The organism is Methylobacterium sp. 17Sr1-1 (assembly GCF_003173775.1).
Classification (GTDB): domain Bacteria; phylum Pseudomonadota; class Alphaproteobacteria; order Rhizobiales; family Beijerinckiaceae; genus Methylobacterium.
The window spans coordinates 1542941-1556742 of the sequence record NZ_CP029552.1; the positions used below are offsets into that span (position 1 = coordinate 1542941).

A 13802-nucleotide genomic window follows, 5' to 3' on the forward strand; every position below is an offset into this window, starting at 1 on the left:
TAGGCCGTCGCGGCGGCCCGCCTCATGGAGTACGGTGCGGCAGGGCCGGCGTCCACGCCCGCCGCCCGTCAGTCCTGCGGCGCCTCGTCCATCCTCGCCGCCAGTTGCAGGTCGTGCTCGGACATCTCCCTGGCCGGGCGGATGGGAACCAGCCCGTGCCGACGATAGAGGGCCGTCAGCGGCTCCCAGTCCTGAAGCACGATCGCGTAGATGCCGCGATAGATGAAGTTCTTGGCTGCCAGGTCGCGGGCGACGTCCGGGCCCAGGACGCAGCCGGCCGCCTCGATCTCGAGGTAGTTCACGATGACGTGGAGATATGAGGAGAATTCGTCGTTCGCGCCTTCCGGGAAGCCGATCGGCATCGAGGGGACCGCCTCCCGGATCGACCGCCAGACCTCGCGCCAGCCGGACGGGTTGGCGTGCGAGTACCACGTCGCGTACCAGTGCATCTGCTCGTGCAGATAGGTGCACAGGATCGCCGGCTCGGCCCAGAGGCTGGTGTTCAAGGTCAGCACCGGGTGGCTGTAGGCCGGCCCGGTCGGAGCGATCCTGATTCGTCTCGTGTATTCGTAGCGGCCGAGATCGTGGGTCGCGCGGAGCTTGATCAGCGCCGCCCGGACACGCTCGGCGGAGGCCTGCGCCATGGACAGGTCGATGTCGATGCGATCGTCCATGTGGGGCCTCCCCGGGTCGGTGCGCGGCCGTCCGGGGACGACGCGATGACTGACCCATGGCAAGGTTCATTCCGCCTGCCGTCGATATCGCGCGGCGGCGCCGTCGATCGGGGTGACCGAACATGTCGTCACCCGGCAGGGATTCGGCCGGCGCGTCCCCTCAAGCCCCCCCGATCACCAGCCGCGCCGCCGCCTCGCCGGCCGGGCCGAGCGGCGCCGGCCGCCGCGTCTCCTTCGACAGAAGCACGCAGACCGACTCCGCCTCGCCCGCCACGACGTCCCCGGTGAGGATGCGGTGATGGAAGCCGAGCGAGGTGCGGCCCGCGCGGGCGAGCCAGGTCGCGGTGCGGACCCGGCCGGGATAGTGCAGCTCCGCCCGGTAATCGATGACGAAGCGGGCGATGACGAAGAAGGTGTCGGGGGTGAGCAGCGGGGTCAGGTGGGTTGCGAAGAACTGCACCCGGCCGCTCTCGCAGAAGGCGGCGAAGACCGCGTTGTTGACGTGGCCGTTGGCGTCGGTGTCGCGGTAGCGCAGGACGTCCTCGCTCCACAGCACCCGCGGATCGGCCATCAGCCCGTCGGTCATCGCCCCCTGCCCTCTTCGTTCAGCCGTTGCGCGGGGCAGTGCCGCCGAGATGGAACACCCGGTGCGGGACGAGCTCGCCCCGCTCGACGTCGCCGACCGCCACGAGCACGCCGCCGCAGGTCGCGTAGGCCTTGCCCTCGGTCGGCGCGTCGCGACCGCGCAGGATCACCGGCTGGCCGCGCATCAGCCGCATCGCCATGTCGCGGGAGACCGGCACGTGCGGCACGGCGTCGAGGGCCGTCTCGACCGGGCGCAGGACCGCGGCGTTGGCCTCGGCCTCGGCGGCCTCGAGCGCGCCGATGGTGCAGGACTGGTCCTCGGCGAAGGGGCCGACGCGGGTGCGGCGCAGGGCCGAGACGTGGCCGTAGCAGCCGAGCGCCCGGCCGAGGTCGCGGGCGATGGCGCGCACGTAGGTGCCCTTGCCGCACTCGGCCTCGATCACGGTGCGCTCAGGCGTATGGGCGACGATGGCCAGCCGGTCGATCTGCACCGGCCGGGCGACCAGTTCCACCACCTCGCCGTCGCGGGCGAGGTCGTAGGCGCGCTCGCCCTGGATCTTGATCGCTGAGTAGCGCGGCGGCACCTGCTCGATCGCGCCGACGAAGCGCGGCAGCATCGCTTCGACCTGTTCCTGAGACGGACGGTCGTCGGAGGTCGCGACTGGGCGCCCCTCCGCGTCGTCGGTGTCGGTCTCGACGCCCCAGGTGACCGAGAAGACGTAGGCCTTGCGGCCGTCCATCACGAAGGGAACGGTCTTGGTCGCCTCGCCCAGCGCGATCGGCAGGATGCCGGAGGCGAGCGGGTCGAGGGTACCGGCGTGCCCCGCCTTCTTGGCGTTGAGGGCGCGCTTGACCGCCGCGACCGCGTGGGTCGAGGTCATGCCGACGCCCTTGTCGAGGATCACCCAACCGCTGATCTCGCGGCGCTTGGGCCGGTCGCCCGGCGGGCGCCCGCGGCCGCGGGGCCGGTCCTGACGGGGGGCTCCGTCGCGGCCTTCGCGGGCGGGGCGGGTCACCTGCGGCGCGGGCTCTGCGGGCTGATCCTCGTGCATCGTCATCCTGTGTCCGTTCTCGAACGGCGGTCGCCGCGGGACTCCCGCCCGCGTTCGTCCATGCCGGTCCTGATGGGTCAAGTCGTCAGCCGGGCGCAGGTTCGGCGCGCCGGGCGATGCCTTATTCTTCCGATTCCGATTCGGAGCCGAGATCGCGCTGGACCTTGTCGCTGCGCAGGAGCGCGTCGATGCGCGCCGCCTCATCGAACGTCTCGTCGCGGCGGAAGCGCAGGTCGGGGGCGAATTTCAGCGCCACCCGGCGGGCCACCTCCTGGCGCAGCACCTTCTTGTTGCGCTCCAGCGCCTCGATCACCGGGCGCTCGTCCTGGCCGCCCAGCGGCATGATGTAGGCGGTGGCGAGCTTGAGGTCCGGCGACATGCGGACCTCCGGCACCGTGATCACGTGCTGGCTCAGCACCGGATCCTGGATGTCGCCGCGGCTCAGCACCTCGGCGAGAGCGTGCCGCACGAGTTCGGCCACGCGCTGCTGGCGCTGCGAGGGGCCTGCGGTTTCCTGGGGTTTGCGCACCATCGTCTCTCCGGGCTCGGACCGGGCCGCGAGGCGGTCATCCGGGTCTGGCCTTCTCGGCCGTCAGGCCCTCGCGGCTGTCGTCTTATGAACCGACGAGCCCGGGACGCTGGCGTCCCGGGCTCGCAGTCTTCTTGGCGGCCGCCGCCATGACGGCGGACGGCCGATGGCAGCGGGGTCGCGTCAGAGCGTGCGACGCTCCTCGTGCACGATGTAGCACTCGATCACGTCGCGCGGACGCATGTCCTGGTAGTTCTCGAAGGCCATGCCGCATTCCTGGCCGGCCGAGACTTCCTTGGCGTCGTCCTTGAAGCGCTTGAGCTGCGAGAGCTTGCCCTCGTGCACCACCACGTTGTCGCGGATGAGGCGGACATGGGCGCCGCGCTCGACGCGACCATCCTCGACCCGGCAACCGGCGATCTTGCCCACCTTCGAGACGTTGAAGATCTCGAGGATGCGCGCCTCGCCCAGGCGCTCCTCGCGGAGCGTCGGCGGGAGCAGGCCCGACATCGCCGCCTTCACGTCATCCACGAGGTCGTAGATGATGTTGTAGTAGCGGATCTCGACGCCCGCCCGCTCGGCGGCCTCTCTCGCCTCCTTGTGGGCGCGGACGTTGAAGCCGACCACGACCGCACCCGAGGCCTGGGCCAGGGTGATGTCCGATTCGGTGATGCCGCCGACACCCGTGTGCAGGATGCGGGCCGCCACCTCGTCGTTGCCGAGCTTCTCGAGCGAGCCGGCGATGGCCTCGACCGAGCCCTGCACGTCGCCCTTGATGACGAGCGGGAACTCCTTGCGGCCGGCGCCCTCCTTGAGGTCGCGCATCATGTCCATCAGCGTCCGGCCGGCACCGCTGCCGGTGGCCGCCGCGCGCTCGCGCTTCACGCGGGCCCGGTACTCGGTGACCTCGCGGGCCCGGGCCTCGTTCTCGACCACCGCGACGCGGTCGCCCGCCTCCGGCGTGCCGTTGAAGCCCAGCACCTCGACCGGAACCGACGGCGCCGCTTCCTTGACGTTGCGGCCGGTATCGTCGACCAGGGCGCGCACGCGGCCCCACTCGGCGCCCGCCACCACGATGTCGCCGGTGCGCAGGGTGCCGCGCTCGACGAGCACCGTCGCCACCGGGCCGCGGCCGCGGTCGAGCTTGGCCTCGATCACCGTGCCCTCGGCCGACCGCTCGGGGTTGGCGCGCAGGTCCAGGATCTCGGCCTGGAGGGCGAGGCCCTCCAGGAGCTCGTCGAGGCCGTCCTTGGTCTTGGCCGAGACCTCGAATTCGAGGGTCTCGCCGCCCATCGACTCGACCTGGATGTCGTGCTGCAGCAGCTCGGTGCGGACCCGCTGCGGGTTCGCGTCGGGCTTGTCGATCTTGTTGATCGCCACGATCAGCGGCACCTCGGCCGCCTTGGCGTGGGAGATCGCCTCGATCGTCTGCGGCATGACGCCGTCATCGGCCGCCACCACCAGCACCACGATGTCCGTCACCCGGGCGCCGCGGGCGCGCATCGAGGTGAAGGCCGCGTGGCCGGGGGTGTCGATGAAGGTGATCTTGCCGCCGGAGGGCGAGGTCACCTGATAGGCGCCGATATGCTGCGTGATGCCGCCCGCCTCGCCGGAGACGACGTTGGCGTTGCGGATCGCGTCGAGCAGCGAGGTCTTGCCGTGGTCGACGTGGCCCATGATGGTCACGACCGGCGGGCGCGGCTGGGTGTCGTCGTCGGTATCGGGCTCGTCGAACAGGCCCTCCTCGACGTCGGACTCCGCGACGCGGCGCACGGTGTGGCCGAGCTCCTCGGCGATGAGCTGCGCCGAATCCGAGTCGATCACGTCGGTGATCTTGTGGATCTGGCCCTGCTTCATCAGCATGCGGATGACGTCGACCGCCCGCTCGCTCATCCGGTTGGCGAGCTCCTGGATGGTGATCGTCTCCGGGATGACCACCTCGCGGGCCAGCTTCTCCTTCTGCTCCACCTGGCGGTGGCCGGTCAGGCGCTGGTTGCGGCGGCGGAACGAGGCGAGCGAACGGGTGCGCTCGTCCTCGCCCGAGGTCGCGGTCGCGATGGTCAGGCGGCCGCGGTTGCGGTCGCCGCCCGGCGACTTCGGCGTCTTGGGCGGGGTGATGACCTTGAGCGGCATGCCGGGACGGCGAATGACCCGCTTGGTCTCGGCCTCCTCCTCCGCCGCGGCCGGACGGCCGGTGGCGGGGCGCGCGGTCGCGGCGGCGCCCGTCGCGGGCTTGGCCGCTGCCGCGGTCTTGGCGGCCGCGGGCTCGGGCTTGGCGGGCTCGGGCTCCGGCTTCGGTGCCGGGCGGGCCATGAAGTTCAGGTCGCGCGGCTTGCGGGCATCGGCCGTCAGCGTGCGGCGCGGCTCGGCCGGGGCGCTCGGGCGGGTGATCCCGGTGCTCGGGGTCGCCGGGCGGGTGCCGGCGGGAGCCGCCGGACGCACGCCGGCCGGAGCGCCAGGACGCGCGCCGGCAGCCGCGGGGCGGGGGGCCCCTGCGGCGGCAGGACGGGCACCGGCCGGAGCGGCCGGGCGGGAAGCGACCGGGGTCGCCGGACGCGGGGCGGCAGCCGCAGCCGCCGGAGCGGCGGCAGGCGCCTCGGGGGCAGCCGGGGCGGGCGCCGGAGCCGGAGCCGCACGGGCGACCGCATCCTCCTGGGCGCGGCGCTCGGCCTCCTCGGCGGCACGACGCTTGCGCGCGTCCTCCTGGCGGCGGCGCTCCTCCTCCTCGCGCTTGCGGGCCTCGGCGGCCTCACGCTCGCGGATCTCGGCGGCCTCGCGCTCGGCGCGGCGCTGCGCCTCCTCGACGGCGCGGCGGCGCTCCTCCTCCTCGCGACGCTTGGCGTCGACGAGGGCGGCCATGCGGGCGCTCTGCTCCTGATCGCTCAGGGTGCGCAGCACGACGCCGGAGCGCGCGGCACCCGGACGGTCCTGGCGCGAGGCGCCCGGACGGCCGCCCTGCCCCTGGGGAGCGGAGCGCGCCTGGTTCGGTGCGGCTTCCTTCGGCGCAGCCGGGGCCGGCGCGCCGCCGGGGCGACGTTTCACCGTCTCGACCACGACCGACTTGGAGCGGCCATGGGAGAAGCTCTGGCGCACCGTGCCCTGCTCGATCGGACGCTTCATCGACAGCGTCTTGGCGGGACCGGTATGCAACGTCTTGTCGCCCGGATTCTTCGTCTCACTCATTCAGTTCAGACCCTGGGGGTTCTCGTCCGTCCCGGGACCCGGCCTCCCGGTGGCCGCCTCCCATCGTGTTCCCGGGAGCGCACCCAGCAACCGGGCCGATCCCATTCGATTCGTTCAACCACCGGCCTCCGGGGGGCCGGTCCGCAGCGATGGTCCACCATCCTGGACAGCGTCCGGGAGCGCCGCGTCGGAGTCTGACGACTCCGTTCCGGCACTTCCCGACGTCGCCGTCCCGCCGCGGAAGACGTGGAGCCGACGCCAACGCGCGAGCAAGCCGGCAGTACCGGCTCCCGCGACGAGGGCAGCGTGTATCACATGATCCCGGCCCAAGGCCATGTCCAATTCTTCACCGGACAGGTCGTCGAGCACCGGGATCCTCGATATGGCATCGCCGTAGCGCCTTCGCAATGCCTGGGCGAGCTTGCGGCGCCCGTCCGGGCTCGCGTCGCTGGCATGAACCAGGGCCTTGACCCCGGTCGGGCTGTCCACGGCACTCTCCACCTTGGTGAAGCCGGTGACGACGCAGCCCGCCTTGTTGGCGAGCGAGAAACCCTGACGCAGGTCCTCGCGCAACCCCGCTTCGATCACATCGGCGAGATCGGGCGCCACGCGGGCGTCCTTCTGCCGGAAGGCGCGCTGGAACAGCCGCTTCTTCACCGCCTCCTGCACCGCCGCCCGGGTCGCCGTGACCCAGGCGCCGCGGCCGGGGAGCCGGGCGCGCAGGTCCGGCACCACCTGGTTGTCGGGGCCGAGCGCGAAGCGGATCATCCGATCCGGATGGCCCGCCTCGCGCGTGACCAGGCAGGTGCGCTCCGCATTGGCGCGGCCGCGCCCGGCGCCGGCGTCGAGGACGTCCGGCGGCAGCGCGTCCGCATCCTGGGTGTCGTCCTGCATGGTCGGGTCCATCCTCGGGCCGAGCCTCAGGTCGGCTGCCGCTCGGCGGTCGCGGCGGCATCCTCCTCGACCGGCACGGTCTCGGATTCCTCGGCCTCGTCCTGGCCCTCGGCCTCCTCACCCTCGGACTCCTCGCCTTCCTGCACCTCCTCCGGCGGGGGCGCCTCGACCCAGCCGGCATGGACGCGGGCGGCCATGATCATCGCCTCGGCTTCCGTGCGGGAGACCTCGAACCCGTCGAGATAGCCGGCATGGCGCACCGCCTCGGGGCCGCGGCCTTCGGTGTAGCCGACGAGGTCGTCGGTGGCGCAGCCGGCGAGGTCCTCGACGCTCTTCACGTCGTTCTCGCCGAGCGCGACCATCATCGGGGTGGTGATGCCGTCGATCTCGCGCAGCTCGTCGGCGACGCCGAGCTCGATGCGGCGGGCGTCGTTCTCGGCCTCGATGCGGTTGAGGTAGTCGAGGGCCCGGGCCTGGATCTCGGCGCCGGTCTCCTCGTCGAGGCCCTGGATGTTGGCGAGCTCCGTCGGCTCGACGTAGGCGATCTCCTCGACCGAGCGGAAGCCCTCCGCGGCGAGGAGCTGGCCGACCGTCTCGTCGACGTCGAGGGCCTGCATGAAGGTGTTGGTGCGCTCGACGAACTCCTTCTGCCGGCGCTCCGATTCCTCGGCCTCGGTCAGGATGTCGATGTCCCAGCCGGTGAGCTGCGAGGCGAGCCGGACGTTCTGGCCGCGCCGGCCGATGGCGAGCGACAGCTGGTCGTCGGGGACCACCACCTCGATGCGGTCGGCCTCCTCGTCGAGCACCACCTTGACCACCTCGGCCGGCTGGAGCGCGTTGACGATGAAGGTCGCCTGGTCCTGCGACCACGGAATGATGTCGATCTTCTCGCCCTGCAACTCGCCGACCACCGCCTGGACGCGGGAGCCGCGCATGCCGACGCAGGCGCCGACCGGGTCGATCGAGGAATCGCGCGAGATCACCGCGATCTTGGCGCGCGAGCCCGGATCGCGGGCGACCGCCTTCACCTCGACGATGCCGTCGTAGATCTCCGGCACTTCCTGGCCGAAGAGCTTGGCCATGAATTGCGGGTGCGAGCGCGAGAGGAAGATCTGCGGCCCGCGCACCTCGCGGCGGACGTCGAACAGGTAGGCGCGGATGCGGTCGCCGGGGCGGAAGGTCTCGCGCGGGATCGACTCGTCGCGGCGCACGATGCCCTCGCCGCGGCCGAGATCGACGATGACGTTGCCGTACTCGACGCGCTTGACCAGGCCGTTGACGACCTCGCCGATGCGGTCCTTGTACTCGTCGTACTGGCGGTCGCGCTCGGCGTCGCGGACCTTCTGGACGATGACCTGCTTCGCCGACTGGGCGGCGACGCGGCCGAAATCGAACGGCGGCAGGGTGTCGGAGATCACGTCGCCGACCTGGGCGGCCGGGTTGTGGCGGCGGGCCGCCGGCAGGTCGATCTCGCGGGCGTCGTTCTCGACCTCGTCCACCACCAGGAGGTGGCGCGACAGGCGTAAGGCGCCCGTGCGGGGGTCGATCTCGGCGTGGACGTCGGTCTCGGCGCCGTAGCGCGAGCGGGCGGCCTTGGCGATCGCCTCCTCCATGGCGCCGATCACGATCGAGCGGTCGATGACCTTCTCGCGCGCGACCGCCTCGGCGATCTGGAGGAGTTCGAGCCTGTTGGCGCTGACGACGGCCATCGGATCAGTCCTTCCTGGTTTCTCGTTCGTTGATGGGTCTGGGGCGGTTCTACGCATCATTCGCCGAAGTGGTCACCGGTTCGGCGGAAAAATGATGCAAAACAAGGATCTGAGCAGAGTTGCCCCGTGCAACTCCGCTTAGTGGCTGACGGCGGGGCCGTGGCCCTCGTCCTCGTCATCCTCCTCGTCGTCCTGCGGCGGGGCCGAGCCGCGCCGCAGGGATTCGCGCACCAGGGCGTCGGTGAGGACGAGGTGGGCCTCGCCGATGTCGCGCAGCGGAATGTCGTAGGAGGACGGCAGGCCCTCCTTCACGTCGGGCAGGTCGATGCGGACCGTGTCTCCTTGCGGGGCCCGGATGATGCCGCGGAAGCGCTTGCGCCCGTCGAGCGGCATCGCCAGCTCGACCTTGGCCTCGTAGCCGGCCCAGCGGGCGAAGTCCCCCGCCCGGACCAGCGGCCGGTCGATCCCCGGCGAGGAGATCTCGAGGTAGTAGGCACCGCCGATCGGATCGTCGACGTCGAGGATCGGCGAGATCGTGCGGCTGACGGTCTCGCACTCGTCGACCGACATGGTGCCGTCCGGCCGCTCGGCCATGATCTGCACCGTGCAGCCGTTCTGGCTCGAGACCTTCACCCGCACGAGGCGGAAGCCGAGGCCCTCGATCGCGGGCTCGATGATCTGCGCCACGCGCGCGGCGATGCCGGTCTCGGTGATGAGGCGCTTCTCGGCCGGGTTCTGGTCTGGGGCGTCGGTCATGGGTGTCTGTGCCGCGGCTCCCCCGAGGGGCGCCCTTGAGGGGAGGCAATCTGGCGTTCGGCTCGCGCCGGGGGAGGCGTCGCGGCAATAAAAAAGAGCGGGCCCCGGGGGGACCCACTCCCGCACCGCAGCCTCACCGGCCACGAACAGAACTGTTGAGCGGGGAGATAATCCGGGTGCGGGTGGAATGCAAGGTGGTTGGTGAGCGGAGTCGGACGGTAGGTACGGGATATGAAAGCTTGACAGGACCTTCGTCGGAGCACGGCCCCGGCGTGCACCTCGGCCTTCGCAGCCCGACATCCCGTCCGAGTCGAGACTCGATGACGGCGGGCCGTGCGCTTGCTAAAATGGGGAGGTGGGGATCGAACGATGACCACGCCGGCATCCGTCGCGGAACTCGTGCCCGCCACGGCCGAGTACCCCGCGCTGAAGACGCTTCTGGAGTGGATCGAGGCCGTCTACGTCCTGGAGGACGTGCTGCTGTTCGGCAGCCGGGCGAAGGGTTCCGCGGATCCGGACAATGATTGGGACATCCTCGTGGTGCTGCCCGACAATGCCGACGAGCGCCTGCTCGATCCGCTGCTCGGCTACGAAACGCAACGGGGGTCGGGGGTCTACGCGGACGTGCTGTGCTCTCTTAAGAGCGAGTTCCTGTCGGACCTCACTGTCGCGAATTCGCGGACGCGGGACATCGCCGGGCACGCCGTCTGTGTCTTCTCCCGCTAGCCTTGGATGGCTGGCGCTCCAGCCTTCCGCGATGCACCCCGCCTCGCTACGATAGAATCTTGACCGGATGTGATATTTCCTTGAGCCGGTACACTTCATACGTATCTGTCTTGCCTACCTGAAGCACAACCAAAGCACCGAGACGAACGATAGACGACAGAACATCGGCTCGCAGATCGAGAATGCCGGCGGCCCCGGCGGCTTGCCCCGCTACGAGTTCCGTTACGATGCCATGAGCTTGGGACAGATCGAGACCGAGTTCTCGCAGCACGCGGGCAAGACTCACCGGCTCCGTGATGGGACCAAGCGGATGGAACTCAGCGGCGGCGAGGATACCGGAAGGGGCGGGGCGGTCGGTCGGGGTTTCGGCCGGTAGTCCGAGACGCTCCCGCAACGTGGACGACGTCGACATCGTAGATCTCCAAGATCTTGCGACCGAGAGAGTTGAGGCCCGCCCGGCCGAGCGCGCCGGGGGAGAGGCCCTGGATATGGGCATTTGTAACGCGGAGTTCCCGGCCGCGGAAATCCGCCTCTCCGATCACCTCCAGCACACCGACCGGCAGTGCGATCCTGACCAGAACCGTATTCCCGTATACCTCCTCGATGGTGATGGTGATCTGCGCCGAGGTCCACATCACGTCGCCTCGACCGGAATGGAAAAACAGTTGCGTCCTGATGCGAGCACCCTGGCCCCCTGCCCCGGATCTCTTGCCAATGCGGAGCGTCGCCGCATTGGCCGGCTCACATCAAACACGTATTGAGAAATGCAGCCGCCGACGTTCAAGCCACATACTCAGGTCGCCGCCCGTCACACCGACAGCCACCGCCGCACCTGCGCCTCGACCATCCCTGAGCGCGGCCCCGCCTCGACCACCTGGCCGCGGTCCATCACCGCGTAGGTGTCGCACAGGTCGCGGGCCCACTCGAAGTACTGCTCGACCAGCACGATCGCCATGTCGCCCTTGCCGCGGAGATAGTCGATCGCGCGGCCGATATCCTTGATGATCGAGGGCTGGATGCCCTCCGTCGGCTCGTCGAGGACGAGGACGCGGGGGCGGGTGACGAGGGCACGGCCGATGGCGAGCTGCTGCTGCTGGCCGCCCGAGAGGTCGCCGCCGCGCCGGCCCAGCATGTCCTTGAGGACGGGGAAGAGGTCGTAGATCTCGGCCGGCACGTAGCGGTCGGCGCGCTTGCAGGGCGCGAAGCCGGTCTCGAGGTTCTCCTTGACGGTGAGGAGCGGGAAGATCTCGCGCCCCTGCGGCACGAAGGCGATGCCCTGGCGGGCGCGGTCGTAGGGGGCGAGCCGGCTGATGTCGCGCCCGTCGAGCTTGACCGCGCCCTTCGACACCGGCTGCTGGCCGACGATGGCGCGCATGAGCGACGTCTTGCCGACGCCGTTGCGGCCGAGCACCGCGGTGACCTTGCCGAGCTCGGCCTGGAGCGAGACGCCGCGCAGGGCCTGCGCCGCGCCGTAATGGAGATCGATGGTCTCGACGGAGAGCATGGGAGAATTCCTCGGAGCCTGTGCGGCTCGCCCGACGGAGTTGCCACCCTCCGCGTCATCCCGGGGCTCGCCTCAGGCGAGAACCCGGGATCCATTACCGCCGACACTGCAAGATGGAGCGGAACGCGGTCCGACAGTGCCTGAACCGTCGGCGGCTATGGATCCCGGGTTCCGCTCTCGCGGCCCCGGGATGACGCGGAGGGGTGTCGATGAGAGCGCGTAGCCGGCTCGCGCCGTCGCGTGCCCTCAGCGGCCGAGATAGACCTCGACCACCCGCGGGTCGGCCGAGACGGAATCGATCGAGCCCTCGGCCAGCACCGCGCCCTCGTGCAGGCAGGTGACGCGGCACTGGAGCGCCCGCACGAAGTGCATGTCGTGCTCGACCACGATCACCGCGTGGTCCCGGGCGATGCGGCGCAAGAGCGTCGCGGTCGCCTCGGTCTCGGCGTCGGTCATGCCGGCGACCGGCTCGTCGACGAGGAGGAGCTTCGGGTCCTGGGCGAGCAGCATCCCGATCTCGAGCCACTGCTTCTGGCCATGCGAGAGGTCGGCGGCGGGCCGCCCCCGGTGGGCGATCAGCCCGACGGTCTCCAGGATGGCGTCGATCTGCGCCCGCTCGACCCGGTTGCGCCAGCCGAACAGCGAGGCGGTCGCGGCGCGGGGGCCTTTGAGCGCCAGCAGGATGTTGTCGGCGACCGACTGGCTCTCGAACACCGTCGGCTTCTGGAACTTGCGGCCGATGCCGAGCTCGGCGATGGCCGCCTCGTCCATGCGGGTGAGGTCGTGCACGCCGTCATAGATCACCTGGCCGGTATCGGGCCGGGTCTTGCCGGTGATGCAATCCATCATCGTGGTCTTGCCGGCGCCGTTCGGACCGATGATCGCCCGCATCTCGCCGGGCATCAGGGTCAGGGACAGGCCGCGCAGCGCCCGGTAGCCGTCGAACGTGACCTTGATGTCGTCGACGTAGAGAAGGGCCTGGGTGAGGCGCTTCTCGTGCACCGGGTCGGAAACGGGCAGAGCCATCGCGGCGCTCATGATCCGCGGCCCTCCTCGGCGAGTGCAGGGGGAATGTCGCCGGGCTTGGGGCCCGGCAGGCGGGCCTTGGCGCGGCGGGAGCCGAGCCGCTCGGTCAGGGTGCCGAGGATGCCCTTGGGCAGGAACAGGGTGACGACGACGAAGAGCGCGCCGAGGGCGAACAGCCAGGCGTCGGGCAGCGCGCCGGTGAGCAGCGTCTTGGCGTAGTTGACCAGCACCGCGCCGAGCGCCGCGCCGACCAGCGTGCCGCGGCCGCCGACCGCGACCCAGATCACCGCCTCGATCGAGTTGGCGGGGGCGAACTCGGACGGGTTGATGATGCCGACCTGCGGCACGTAGAGGGCGCCCGCCACCCCCGCCATCATGGCCGAGACCGTGAAGGCCAGGGCCTTGTAGTGCGCCGTGCGGTAGCCGAGGAAGCGGGTGCGCGATTCCGCGTCGCGGATCGCGATCAGCACCTTGCCGAAGGCCGAGGTCGTCATGAAGCGGGCCACCAGATAGGCCAGCGCCAGCGCCACCGCGGTCAGGACGAACAGGACGGCGCGGGTGCCCTGCGCCTGCACGCTGAAGCCCAGGATGTCCTTGAAGTCGGTCAGGCCGTTGTTGCCGCCCAGCCCCATGTCGTTGCGGAAGAAGGCGAGCATCAGCGCGAAGGTCATCGCCTGGGTGATGATCGACAGGTAGACGCCGGTCACCCGCGAGCGGAAGGCGAGCCAGCCGAACACGAAGGCGAGGATGCCGGGGACCAGCAGCACCATCACGGCCGCGAAGGGAAACCAGTCGAAGCCGTGCCAGTACCAGGGCAATTCCTTGTAGTTCAGGAACACCATGAAGTCGGGCAAAACGGGATTGCCGTAGACGCCCCGCGGCCCGATCTGGCGCATCAGGTACATGCCCATCGCGTAGCCGCCGAGCGCGAAGAACGCGCCGTGGCCGAGCGAGAGGATGCCGCAATAGCCCCAGACGAGGTCGAGGCTGAGCGCCAGGATCGCGTAGGCGAGGTACTTGCCCATCAGCGAGACGGCGTAGGTCGGCACGTGCAGCGCCGAACCCGGGGCGGTGAGGAGGTTCAGGGCCGGCACCACGATGCAGGCCGCGGCGATGACCGCGAGAAAGATCCAGCCCGGCTTGTCGATGCGGGAGAGCAGCATG

14 protein-coding genes are annotated in these 13802 nt (G+C 70.5%); 2 read left to right on the forward strand and 12 right to left on the reverse strand.

From position 1 onward, the window contains the following. Positions 1 to 68: 68 nt before the first annotated feature. The 8 genes from DK412_RS06950 to rimP all read right to left on the reverse strand — a co-directional run bounded on the left by DK412_RS06950 (position 69) and on the right by rimP (position 9382). A complete protein-coding gene (locus DK412_RS06950; RefSeq protein ID WP_109971347.1) occupies positions 69 to 674 on the reverse strand; it encodes a hypothetical protein in 606 nt (201 codons plus the stop codon). Positions 675 to 834: 160 nt separating this feature from the next. Next, positions 835 to 1260, reverse strand: a complete 426-nt coding sequence (locus DK412_RS06955) for a thioesterase family protein (protein ID WP_109971348.1) — start codon at positions 1258 to 1260, stop codon at positions 835 to 837. Positions 1261 to 1279: 19 nt separating this feature from the next. Next, entirely contained in the window at positions 1280 to 2311 is a 1032-nt protein-coding gene (gene truB / locus DK412_RS06960) for a tRNA pseudouridine(55) synthase TruB (RefSeq protein ID WP_109975111.1), read from the reverse strand. Positions 2312 to 2432: 121 nt separating this feature from the next. Then, a complete protein-coding gene (rbfA, locus tag DK412_RS06965; RefSeq protein WP_109971349.1) occupies positions 2433 to 2843 on the reverse strand; it encodes a 30S ribosome-binding factor RbfA in 411 nt (136 codons plus the stop codon). A gap of 180 nt (positions 2844 to 3023) precedes the next feature. Continuing rightward, complete coding sequence (gene infB / locus DK412_RS06970; RefSeq protein ID WP_109971350.1) at positions 3024 to 6023, reverse strand: translation initiation factor IF-2; 3000 nt, start codon at positions 6021 to 6023, stop codon at positions 3024 to 3026. 114 nt (positions 6024 to 6137) lie between these two features. Continuing rightward, positions 6138 to 6917 carry an RNA-binding protein gene (locus DK412_RS06975; protein WP_109971351.1) on the reverse strand — a complete coding sequence of 260 codons (780 nt, stop codon included), beginning with the start codon at positions 6915 to 6917 and terminating at the stop codon, positions 6138 to 6140. Positions 6918 to 6943: 26 nt separating this feature from the next. Next, positions 6944 to 8626, reverse strand: coding sequence for a transcription termination factor NusA (nusA, locus tag DK412_RS06980; protein WP_109971352.1), 1683 nt, complete (start codon positions 8624 to 8626; stop codon positions 6944 to 6946). A 138-nt stretch (positions 8627 to 8764) separates the two neighbouring features. Beyond that, positions 8765 to 9382 (reverse strand): ribosome maturation factor RimP, encoded by a 618-nt coding sequence (rimP, locus tag DK412_RS06985; RefSeq protein WP_109971353.1) that lies wholly within the window; start codon positions 9380 to 9382, stop codon positions 8765 to 8767. Positions 9383 to 9751: 369 nt separating this feature from the next. Between rimP and DK412_RS06990 the strand changes: the two genes are divergently transcribed. Continuing rightward, entirely contained in the window at positions 9752 to 10108 is a 357-nt protein-coding gene (locus tag DK412_RS06990) for a nucleotidyltransferase domain-containing protein (RefSeq protein ID WP_109971354.1), read from the forward strand. 46 nt (positions 10109 to 10154) lie between these two features. On the opposite strand, the gene DK412_RS30070 is transcribed toward DK412_RS06990, so the two are convergent. Further along, positions 10155 to 10520: a hypothetical protein gene (locus DK412_RS30070; protein ID WP_162596139.1), complete on the reverse strand. Its 366-nt coding sequence runs from the start codon at positions 10518 to 10520 to the stop codon at positions 10155 to 10157. On the opposite strand from DK412_RS30070, the gene DK412_RS30075 reads away from it, so the two are divergent. Continuing rightward, positions 10504 to 10869: a hypothetical protein gene (locus DK412_RS30075; protein ID WP_162596140.1), complete on the forward strand. Its 366-nt coding sequence runs from the start codon at positions 10504 to 10506 to the stop codon at positions 10867 to 10869. The two genes, DK412_RS30070 and DK412_RS30075, sit on opposite strands and share 17 nt — an antisense overlap. Positions 10870 to 10916: 47 nt before the next feature. Here DK412_RS30075 and urtE read toward each other — a convergent pair whose 3' ends face one another. From urtE to urtC, 3 genes are all read right to left on the reverse strand, one after another. Continuing rightward, complete coding sequence (gene urtE / locus DK412_RS07000; protein ID WP_109971356.1) at positions 10917 to 11612, reverse strand: urea ABC transporter ATP-binding subunit UrtE; 696 nt, start codon at positions 11610 to 11612, stop codon at positions 10917 to 10919. A 246-nt stretch (positions 11613 to 11858) separates the two neighbouring features. After that, positions 11859 to 12638, reverse strand: coding sequence for an urea ABC transporter ATP-binding protein UrtD (gene urtD, locus DK412_RS07005; RefSeq protein WP_162596352.1), 780 nt, complete (start codon positions 12636 to 12638; stop codon positions 11859 to 11861). A gap of 8 nt (positions 12639 to 12646) precedes the next feature. Beyond that, positions 12647 to 13801 carry an urea ABC transporter permease subunit UrtC gene (urtC, locus tag DK412_RS07010; RefSeq protein WP_109971358.1) on the reverse strand — a complete coding sequence of 385 codons (1155 nt, stop codon included), beginning with the start codon at positions 13799 to 13801 and terminating at the stop codon, positions 12647 to 12649. Position 13802 lies beyond the last annotated feature (1 nt).

Coding starts and splice junctions, on each gene's coding strand:
- DK412_RS06950 (WP_109971347.1), bottom strand. CDS start 674: ATGGACGATCGCATCGACATCGACCTGTCCATGGCGCAGGCCTCCGCC.
- DK412_RS06955 (WP_109971348.1), bottom strand. CDS start 1,260: ATGACCGACGGGCTGATGGCCGATCCGCGGGTGCTGTGGAGCGAGGAC.
- truB (WP_109975111.1), bottom strand. CDS start 2,311: ATGCACGAGGATCAGCCCGCAGAGCCCGCGCCGCAGGTGACCCGCCCC.
- rbfA (WP_109971349.1), bottom strand. CDS start 2,843: ATGGTGCGCAAACCCCAGGAAACCGCAGGCCCCTCGCAGCGCCAGCAG.
- infB (WP_109971350.1), bottom strand. CDS start 6,023: ATGAGTGAGACGAAGAATCCGGGCGACAAGACGTTGCATACCGGTCCC.
- DK412_RS06975 (WP_109971351.1), bottom strand. CDS start 6,917: ATGCAGGACGACACCCAGGATGCGGACGCGCTGCCGCCGGACGTCCTC.
- nusA (WP_109971352.1), bottom strand. CDS start 8,626: ATGGCCGTCGTCAGCGCCAACAGGCTCGAACTCCTCCAGATCGCCGAG.
- rimP (WP_109971353.1), bottom strand. CDS start 9,382: ATGACCGACGCCCCAGACCAGAACCCGGCCGAGAAGCGCCTCATCACC.
- DK412_RS06990 (WP_109971354.1), top strand. CDS start 9,752: ATGACCACGCCGGCATCCGTCGCGGAACTCGTGCCCGCCACGGCCGAG.
- DK412_RS30070 (WP_162596139.1), bottom strand. CDS start 10,520: ATGTCGACGTCGTCCACGTTGCGGGAGCGTCTCGGACTACCGGCCGAA.
- urtE (WP_109971356.1), bottom strand. CDS start 11,612: ATGCTCTCCGTCGAGACCATCGATCTCCATTACGGCGCGGCGCAGGCC.
- urtD (WP_162596352.1), bottom strand. CDS start 12,638: ATGGCTCTGCCCGTTTCCGACCCGGTGCACGAGAAGCGCCTCACCCAG.
- urtC (WP_109971358.1), bottom strand. CDS start 13,801: ATGCTGCTCTCCCGCATCGACAAGCCGGGCTGGATCTTTCTCGCGGTC.